The following is a 639-nucleotide window of genomic DNA, read 5'->3' on the forward strand; positions in this document are numbered from 1 at the left end:
GAGTTGTAGAAGATGAACTCGAGGATCACGCGGTGACCGCCCTGCTGTCCAGCACGACCACCCCGCTACACCACTATGAGGGACTCAACTGCCGAGGATGAGGGCGACATTGTCGTCCCCGATATGGTCGGCGCCCAAGATGAAAGCTTGGGCAAGGCCATCGGGGCTGGGTTGAACGACGTAGGAAAGGGAAATCCCGAACTGTGATCCGTCCCCAAGCAGCCGCTCGAACTGTGGCTGATCGTCGGGTGTTGTGATGATGAGAATGTCGGAAATCCCCGCGAGAATCAGAGTCGACAGCGGGTAATAGATCATCGGCTTGTCGTAGACAGGCATGAGCTGCTTTGAGACGCCGAGGGTGATTGGGTGGAGACGCGAGCCCGTTCCACCTGCCAGAATGATGCCCTTCATTCCACTCCCAAACTCGTGTGGAGCACCATGCTCCGCGGACAGCTGGTATCCAGGCTACGCTGGAAACGTGAGTACTATCTGTGTTACCGGTGGCGCTGGGTTCATAGGATCAAACTTTGTCCACCACGTAGTTCAAGTTGAGTCCCTCATAGTGGTGTAGCGGGGTGGTCGTGCTGGACAGCAGGGCGGTCACCGCGTGATCCTCGAGTTCATCTTCTACAACTCACT

At 56.8% G+C, this 639-nt stretch carries 1 pseudogene; it reads right to left on the bottom strand.

What is annotated here, in order from left to right:
* Positions 1-90: 90 nt before the first annotated feature.
* Positions 91-411 (bottom strand): annotated as a pseudogene (locus BSZ39_RS13030) (sugar nucleotidyltransferase); the annotation flags it as partial.
* Positions 412-639 lie beyond the last annotated feature (228 nt).

Origin of the sequence: Bowdeniella nasicola, assembly GCF_001907295.1 — a bacterium.
Lineage (GTDB): Bacteria > Actinomycetota > Actinomycetes > Actinomycetales > Actinomycetaceae > Bowdeniella > Bowdeniella nasicola.